This is a genomic window from Peptostreptococcus porci, from assembly GCF_009695815.1.
Classification (GTDB): domain Bacteria; phylum Bacillota; class Clostridia; order Peptostreptococcales; family Peptostreptococcaceae; genus Peptostreptococcus; species Peptostreptococcus porci.
In genome coordinates this window covers 354,886-362,284 of record NZ_VUNE01000002.1, presented here as the reverse complement: position 1 = coordinate 362,284, position 7,399 = coordinate 354,886, and the positions used below count along the sequence as shown (strand labels likewise).

General features: G+C 35.9%; 8 protein-coding genes and 6 tRNA genes. All 14 read left to right on the top strand.

What is annotated here, in order from left to right; all coding sequences use genetic code 11:
• Nucleotides 1–50: 50 nt before the first annotated feature.
• Nucleotides 51–122: transfer RNA gene (locus tag FYJ71_RS05720), tRNA-Glu, on the top strand.
• Nucleotides 123–132: 10 nt separating this feature from the next.
• Nucleotides 133–206, top strand: a tRNA-Gly gene (locus tag FYJ71_RS05715).
• A gap of 11 nt (nt 207–217) precedes the next feature.
• A tRNA-Val gene (locus tag FYJ71_RS05710) sits at nt 218–293 on the top strand.
• A gap of 11 nt (nt 294–304) precedes the next feature.
• A tRNA-Asp gene (locus FYJ71_RS05705) sits at nt 305–381 on the top strand.
• A gap of 3 nt (nt 382–384) precedes the next feature.
• A tRNA-Gly gene (locus tag FYJ71_RS05700) sits at nt 385–459 on the top strand.
• Between the two features lie 9 nt (nt 460–468).
• Nucleotides 469–542, top strand: a tRNA-Arg gene (locus FYJ71_RS05695).
• 151 nt (nt 543–693) lie between these two features.
• Nucleotides 694–1,545, top strand: coding sequence for a diadenylate cyclase CdaA (gene cdaA, locus FYJ71_RS05690; RefSeq protein ID WP_154537845.1), 852 nt, complete (start codon nt 694–696; stop codon nt 1,543–1,545).
• Nucleotides 1,546–1,560: 15 nt separating this feature from the next.
• Nucleotides 1,561–2,475 carry a CdaR family protein gene (locus tag FYJ71_RS05685; protein ID WP_154537844.1) on the top strand — a complete coding sequence of 305 codons (915 nt, stop codon included), beginning with the start codon at nt 1,561–1,563 and terminating at the stop codon, nt 2,473–2,475.
• A gap of 385 nt (nt 2,476–2,860) precedes the next feature.
• A complete protein-coding gene (gene buk / locus FYJ71_RS05680) occupies nt 2,861–3,943 on the top strand; it encodes a butyrate kinase (RefSeq protein ID WP_154537843.1) in 1,083 nt (360 codons plus the stop codon).
• 101 nt (nt 3,944–4,044) lie between these two features.
• Entirely contained in the window at nt 4,045–4,722 is a 678-nt protein-coding gene (locus tag FYJ71_RS05675; protein ID WP_154537842.1) for an ATP-binding protein, read from the top strand.
• A 53-nt stretch (nt 4,723–4,775) separates the two neighbouring features.
• Nucleotides 4,776–4,991: a 4Fe-4S dicluster domain-containing protein gene (locus FYJ71_RS05670; RefSeq protein WP_091995071.1), complete on the top strand. Its 216-nt coding sequence runs from the start codon at nt 4,776–4,778 to the stop codon at nt 4,989–4,991.
• A 19-nt stretch (nt 4,992–5,010) separates the two neighbouring features.
• The gene (locus tag FYJ71_RS05665; protein ID WP_154537841.1) at nt 5,011–6,072 is read left to right on the top strand and encodes a 3-methyl-2-oxobutanoate dehydrogenase subunit VorB; all 1,062 of its coding nucleotides are present in this window, start codon (nt 5,011–5,013) and stop codon (nt 6,070–6,072) included.
• A complete protein-coding gene (locus FYJ71_RS05660; protein WP_091995065.1) occupies nt 6,072–6,833 on the top strand; it encodes a thiamine pyrophosphate-dependent enzyme in 762 nt (253 codons plus the stop codon). The genes FYJ71_RS05665 and FYJ71_RS05660 overlap by 1 nt, the downstream gene beginning before the upstream one ends.
• On the top strand, nt 6,834–7,388 hold the full coding sequence (locus tag FYJ71_RS05655; protein ID WP_154537840.1) for a 2-oxoacid:acceptor oxidoreductase family protein: 555 nt from the start codon (nt 6,834–6,836) through the stop codon (nt 7,386–7,388). It begins immediately after the preceding gene.
• Nucleotides 7,389–7,399 lie beyond the last annotated feature (11 nt).

Sequence of the window (7,399 nt, the reverse complement as noted above, 5' to 3'; positions counted from 1 at the left end):
CCCGAAGGTCGAAGGTTCAAGTCCTTCCTCCGCAACCAAATTAAATACTTGGCTCCTTGGTCAAGCGGTTAAGACACCGCCCTTTCACGGCGGTAACAGGGGTTCGATTCCCCTAGGAGTCATTTTTTATATGCGGGTGTAGCTCAATGGTAGAGTTCTGGCCTTCCAAGCCAGCTGTGAGGGTTCGATCCCCTTCACCCGCTCCAATTATATTTATGGGAGTATAGCTCAGCTGGGAGAGCATCTGCCTTACAAGCAGGGGGTCACAGGTTCGAGCCCTGTTACTCCCACCAATTAATATTGCGGCCTGGTAGTTCAGTTGGTTAGAATGCCAGCCTGTCACGCTGGAGGTCGAGGGTTCGAGCCCCTTCCAGGTCGCCATATGCGGGAATAGTTCAGCGGTAGAGCGCGACCTTGCCAAGGTCGAAGTCGCGAGTTCGAATCTCGTTTCCCGCTCCAATTATATATGGGTGCATAGCTCAGCTGGATAGAGCAACGCCCTTCTAAGGCGTGTGTCCGGGGTTCGAATCCCTGTGCGCTCACTGTTTTAGTTAGACTTTACGTAAGTGAAGTCTTTTTTTGATAAAAAAATATATTTTTATCAAAAAATTAATTCTATCTTATGAATAATGTAGTAAAATATAGATAAGATAAATGAAGTGAATATTAGTGTTTTTGTTTTGGGAGGTAAGGATGGTTTCATTAAATTTATTTTTTAATCAATTATTCCAAATAATTACAAAGATAAGTATTAATGATGTGGTCGACATGATGATAATTGCCTATATCTTTTATAAAATATTGATGTTTATAAAAGATACGAGGGCTGAGCAGTTGTTTAAGGGAGTTGTTATCTTGTTAGTTGCCACTCAGTTAAGTGGAATATTTAAATTGCATACACTATATTGGATATTGGTGAAAATATTGGAAGTAGGGTTTATTTTGCCATTCATTATTTTCCAACCAGAGCTAAGAGCTGGGCTTGAACATATAGGAAGAAATACTAGCATTAGAAAATTGGGACCTCAGGCGGCATCTAAATACGATATGGATTTAATTGAATCTATAGAATCACTACTAGATGCTGTTTACGATATGGCAGAAAAGAAGATAGGGGCACTTGTAGTTATAGAGGGTAAAACAAAACTGAATGAGATAACTGAAACTGGAACCAAAATAAATGGTGAAATTACAAAACAGTTGATTTGCAATATATTTGTTCCAAATACTCCGCTTCACGACGGAGCGGTTATTGTGAGAGATTTAAAAGTATTGTCGGCTGCGTGTTTTCTTCCTCTTACTCAAAGGAAGGATTTGAGCAAGGATTTGGGAACTAGGCACAGAGCAGGAATTGGTATAAGTGAAATATCAGACTGCCTAACTATTATTGTATCAGAAGAAAGTGGTAAAGTTTCAATTGCTAGGTCAGGTAAGATTTATCGAAATATCGCCAAAGAAAGGCTTTTTAATATATTGAGAGAATTTGAAGAGAAAAGACACGAAAATAATTTCGGATTTATTAAAGATTTTATCAAGAAAAACTAGTTGAAAGGAGATTTTATGAAAAAAAACATACTTTCAAAAAATAATTTACGTACCAAAATAATTTCTGTTCTTGCAGCTGTTATATTGTGGATGTATGTAATAGCTGTAGTGGATCCTGAAGATAAAAAAGTTATTGAAAATATTCCTATTACTATTACAAATTCGTCTGATTTGGAGAGACAGGGGTTCGTAATTTATCCTGTTGAAGATTTGAAAACGGATATTACAGTTGAAGGAAAACTGTCAGAAATACAAAAGTTAAATAAAAATAATGTAGATATATATGCAGATATTGTGAATCCTGTAGAGGGGAAGAATATCATTACTCTTAGGACAAATATATCAAATAGAGTATCAAGAGAATTGAAGGATGCCAGCTTTGCTATTAATCTTGAAAAAGCAATTACGAAAAAGGTAGATGTAAAAATAGAGGTTCCGCTATCGGAAAAAAATGAAATAAGTGAAGTTATTCCAGAGGAAAATGAGGTTGAAATAAGTGGTCCAAGTGAGTTGGTTAACAGTGTAAGTTATGTTGGCGGAGTTATTCCAAAAGAAAAACTTTCAGTTGAAAATAATAGCACTGTGAATTTTGCACTCGTAGCATACACAAGTGGTGGCGCGCCTGTTAATGTGAAGATTTCAAACAAGAAGATAAAGGTTAAAATAATGCAGACTATGTCAAAGGAGGTTCCGGTTAGGGTGAAGTATTCTGGAGATAAATATCTGTTGCCTAATCTATCGACAAATCCTGACAAAGTGGTTATACTGGGAAATAATGAAACTTTAAAAAATATAGATGAGATTATCACAGAGGAAATAAAAGATGATATTGTAGATAATAATGACTCAAAATTGATCAAATTGAGCGTTCCTAATAATATTAAAATAAAAGGTGACATTTCACAGGTTGAATTAATAAAAAATGAATAATGGCATAATAATGATAACTAAAAAAATAAATTTAGTTATCATTATTTTTTGTTAAAAAAAGATTGGTATGTTATTTTCAAAAAATACTAGAATGATTGAAACTTCAGAAAATTAAATAAAAATAAAAATATAAGCTAAATTATAAAGTGTACTTTAGATTATTAATTTAAGAAAATTTCGTTTGATAAATTTTTTGTTGCAACTTCTTTATTTTAGTTATACAATAATAGTATACAATATATTTTGAAAAATAGTATTTTTAAACAAAATGTATAAAAGGGTATGTGTAATTAGTTTTGATGAAAACGTTATATTGTATCGGTTGTCTAGTTATACTGACGAACTCGACCAATAGACGAAAAAATCCCATTTATGGAGGTAAAAAATGAAGGAAAGTTACAAGATTCTTACCATTAATCCAGGATCTACATCTACAAAGATTGCGGTTTTTGATAATGAATCAGAAGTTTTTGAGAAAACTTTGAGACATTCATCTGAAGAAATTGGGAAATATAAAAATATTTCTGATCAGTTTAATTTTAGAAAAGAAGTTATTGAAAATGAATTACAGAATGCAAATATAGATCTAAAGGATCTAGATTGTGTTGTTGGGAGAGGTGGATTGTTGAAGCCTATCAAAGGTGGGACATACACTGTGACTAAGAGTATGCTTGATGATTTGAAGGTTGGAGTTTCTGGACAACACGCATCAAATCTTGGTGGTATAATCGCCAACGAGTTCTCCAATGAGCTTGGAATCCCTGCTTTTATAGTTGATCCAGTTGTAGTTGACGAGCTTAAACCAGTAGCTAGAATATCTGGTATGGCTGATGTTGATAGAACTAGTATTTTCCATGCACTAAATCAAAAAGCAATTGCAAGAAGATATGCAAGTGAAGTTGGAAAAAAATACGAGGATTTGAATTTGATAATTGCCCATATGGGTGGTGGAATTTCTGTCGGTGCTCACGAGCATGGAATGGTAGTGGATGTTGCCAATGCACTAGATGGTGAAGGACCATTCTCACCTGAAAGAAGTGGTGGGGTTCCAGTTGGTAGTTTAGTTGAGATGTGCTACAGTGGAAAACTGACTTTATATGATATGAAGAAAAAAATCACTGGAAACGGCGGTCTCGTTTCATATTTGAATACAAATGATGCAAGAGATGTTGAAACGATGATCGACAATGGTGACGAAAAGGCAAAGCTTGTATATGAAGCAATGGCATATCAAATAGCAAAGGAAATCGGTGCTTGCTCGGCAGTTCTAAAGGGAAAAGTTGATGCAGTACTTTTAACTGGGGGAATAGCGTATTCTAAAATGTTTACAGCTATGATTTCTGAAAGAGTTTCATTTATCAGCGAGGTTAAGGTATATCCGGGCGAAGATGAAATGATAGCATTGGCTCTTGGCGGATTGAGAGTTTTAAAAGGTGAGGAAAAGGCTCAAAATTATGACGAACAATAAAGCTTTTCCTAAGATGAGTTTCAATATCGTTGCAGGGAAATAGTTTTTTTATCGGCCTTGTTATCTGGAGATTGAGAATTTAGATAAATAAGGAGAGAAAAATGGAAAAGACAAAGAGAATAAGAATAATAACAGGTCATTATGGAAGTGGAAAAAGTGAGTTTTCTATCAATTATGCGTTAAAGCTAAGGAAGGAAGTTGAGGGAAGATTGGCTATTTCGGATTTGGATGTAGTGAATGTTTACTTTAGATCTAGAGGAAGGAAAGAGTTTTTAGAGGAAAATGGAATACATCTAATAAGCAGTTCTGTTGATGCACCTACACTGGATATTCCAGCGTTATCTGCTGAAATTCATACACCACTACTAAATAAGGATTATAATAATATTATTGATTTGGGTGGTGATAAGGTTGGTGCGACTGTTATTGCTAGATATAAAAATATGATTGATGATGACGATTATGATATGTTTTTCGTTGTCAATGCAAACAGAGAAAAAACACAGACGGCAGAGGAGGTTATGAGGTATATTGACGAAATCGAAAAGGCTTCAAAGTTGAGGGTGACAGGTTTAATCAACAATACTCATATGCTTAAAGCCACTACAATAGAAGATATCAAAAAAGGGCAAGAGGTGTGCAGAAAAGTTTCAAAACTTAAAAACATTCCTATCAAGTTCATTTCTTGTCTTGAAGCTCTTGTAAAAGAGATTCCTGAGGACTTCGAAGGTGATATTATTCCAATTAATCTATATTTGCGTGATGATTGGATGATGTAGTTGTGTTTTAAATATTTTTTAGACTAATTTTATTATTTAAGGAGGCAATACAAATGGCTAAAGGTAGAGTGTCTTTTGATCAGAAGTACTGTAAGGGATGCGGTAATTGCATTTCAGTATGTCCAAAAAAGATAATTGAGCTTGATATGTCTAAGGTGAATTCAAAGGGATATAATCCGGCTCACGTTGTGAAAATGGAAGAATGCATAGGTTGCGCAAGTTGTGCTCTTATGTGTCCAGACGCAGTTATTACGGTAGAAAGAGATTAATTATTAGGAGGGATTTTACATGGCAAAGATACTAATGAAAGGTAACGAAGCTTTTGGTAAAGCAGCTATGGTGGCTGGATGTAGATACTTCTTCGGTTACCCAATAACTCCACAAAGTGAGTTGCCAGAATATTTATCAAGAGAATTACCAGCTATCGGAGGAACTTTTGTACAAGCAGAATCTGAAGTTGCAGCAATTAATATGGTTTACGGTGCAGGTGGTTGTGGTGCGAGAGTACTTACTTCATCTTCTTCACCTGGTATTGCACTAAAGCAAGAAGGTATAACATACTGTGCAGGTGCTGAAGTACCTTGCGTTGTATTAAACGTAGTGAGAGGTGGCCCTGGTTTGGGATCAATTCAACCTTCGCAGTCGGACTATTTCATGACAACTAGAGGTGGTGGAGACGGTGACTACAGAACTCCAGTATATGCTCCAGCAAGTGTACAGGAAGCATGCGATATGATTCAGGATGCTTTTGATGTTGCTGAAATGTATAGAACTCCTGTTCTAGTTTTACTAGATGGTATGATCGGTCAGATGATGGAACCAGTTGATTTTGATAAGGAAAGAAAAGTTAGACAGCTTCCTCCTAAAGATTGGGCAACTACTGGTACTAAGGGAGAAAGAAAGCCTAATATTATAAATTCACTTTATCTGTCTCCAGAAATATTGGAAGAGCACAACTATCATTTACAGAGAAAATACGAATTAATAGAAAAAGAAGAAGTTCAGTACGAAATGGATAGAACTGAAGATGCAGAATTAGTTTTCGTAGCATACGGAACTATGGCAAGAGTTGTTAAGAATTGTGTAAATGATTTGAGAGAAGAAGGATACAAAGTTGGTTTGATAAGACCTAAGACTGTTTGGCCATACCCATACAAAGCATTTGATGAAATTCCTGCTTGTAAAAACTTGTTCGTAGTTGAAATGAGTTTGGGACAGATGGTAGAAGATGTTAAGCTTGGTTCTAATGGTAGACATCCAGTTCATTTCTATGGTAGACCAGGTGGAATGGTTCCAGAACCAAAAGAAATAATGGCAAGAGCAAAAGATATTATGGGAGGTGTTAAGTAATGGCTGTAATTTTCAAAAAAACAACTGGTTTAACTGATGCACAGACACATTACTGTCCAGGATGTACTCATGGTATAATCCATAGATTAGTTGGTGAAGTATTGGAAGAAATGGAAGTACTAGGAACTTCAATAGGTGTTGCTCCTGTTGGATGTTCAGTATTGGCATACAATTATTTTAACTGTGATATGCATGAAGCTGCTCATGGTAGAGCTCCTGCTGTTGCTACTGGAATAAAGAGAGTTTTCCCAGAACACACTGTATTTACCTATCAAGGTGACGGAGACCTTGCTTCAATCGGTACTGCAGAAATAGTACATGCTGCAAATAGAGGTGAAAACATAACTGTAATATTCGTTAACAACACTACTTATGGTATGACAGGTGGACAGATGGCTCCAACTACATTGATAGGTGAAAAAGCTACTACTTGTCAAGGCGGTAGAGATCCTAAGCTTCATGGTTACCCAATCAGAATGTCTGAAATGCTTTCAACTTTGACTGGTGCAACTTATATAGAAAGAGTTAGAGTGGATACTCCTGGTGAAGTTAGAAAAGCTAAGAAAGCAATAAGAAAAGCTTTTGATGTTCAGATGGCTGGTTTAGGATTCTCAATGGTAGAAGTTTTATCTACTTGTCCTACTAACTGGGGTATGAGTGCTCCTGATGCTTTACAGTGGTTAAGAGACAACATGGTGCCTTACTATCCAGTTCAGAATTTCAAAGATATTGATTTAGCAGCAGCAAAGGAGGAAAAATAAATGAGTACATCTAGAGTTATTTGTGCAGGATTCGGTGGACAGGGTGTTATGTCTATGGGTCAGTTGATGACTTATGCCGGAATGCTAGAAAATAAGGAAGTTTCTTGGTTGCCATCATATGGACCAGAAATGCGTGGTGGTACTGCTAACTGTTCAGTTACTATTTCTGATGAGCCAGTTGGTTCTCCAATAATAACTGATGATGCTACCGCAGCTATAATAATGAATTCTCCTTCATTGACAAAGTTCCAAGATGATGTAATTCCTGGTGGAGTTGTATTGATAAACAGTTCACTAATACATGAGAAATGTGATAGAGATGATGTTCAGTCATACTACATTGATGCTGTTGATATTTCTAATCAATTGGGTGGACCAAAGTTTGCAAATATGGTAATGCTTGGTGCTTTTTTAGCAATCGATGATTCTGTTAATATAGACTCAGTTTTAGAAGCTTTCAAGAAGGTTTTCGGAAAGAGTAAGGAAAAATTTATTCCTGTTAATAGACAGGCATTAGAAGCTGGTTATAATGCAGTAATGAGTCAGAAAAACTAATAAATTGATAT

What these genes read in the sequence shown, in the direction of transcription:
- FYJ71_RS05665 (WP_154537841.1), top strand. Translation starts at nt 5,011, where the DNA reads ATGGCAAAGATACTAATGAAAGGTAACGAAGCTTTTGGTAAAGCAGCT.
- FYJ71_RS05670 (WP_091995071.1), top strand. Translation starts at nt 4,776, where the DNA reads ATGGCTAAAGGTAGAGTGTCTTTTGATCAGAAGTACTGTAAGGGATGC.
- buk (WP_154537843.1), top strand. Translation starts at nt 2,861, where the DNA reads ATGAAGGAAAGTTACAAGATTCTTACCATTAATCCAGGATCTACATCT.
- cdaA (WP_154537845.1), top strand. Translation starts at nt 694, where the DNA reads ATGGTTTCATTAAATTTATTTTTTAATCAATTATTCCAAATAATTACA.
- FYJ71_RS05675 (WP_154537842.1), top strand. Translation starts at nt 4,045, where the DNA reads ATGGAAAAGACAAAGAGAATAAGAATAATAACAGGTCATTATGGAAGT.
- FYJ71_RS05685 (WP_154537844.1), top strand. Translation starts at nt 1,561, where the DNA reads ATGAAAAAAAACATACTTTCAAAAAATAATTTACGTACCAAAATAATT.
- FYJ71_RS05660 (WP_091995065.1), top strand. Translation starts at nt 6,072, where the DNA reads ATGGCTGTAATTTTCAAAAAAACAACTGGTTTAACTGATGCACAGACA.
- FYJ71_RS05655 (WP_154537840.1), top strand. Translation starts at nt 6,834, where the DNA reads ATGAGTACATCTAGAGTTATTTGTGCAGGATTCGGTGGACAGGGTGTT.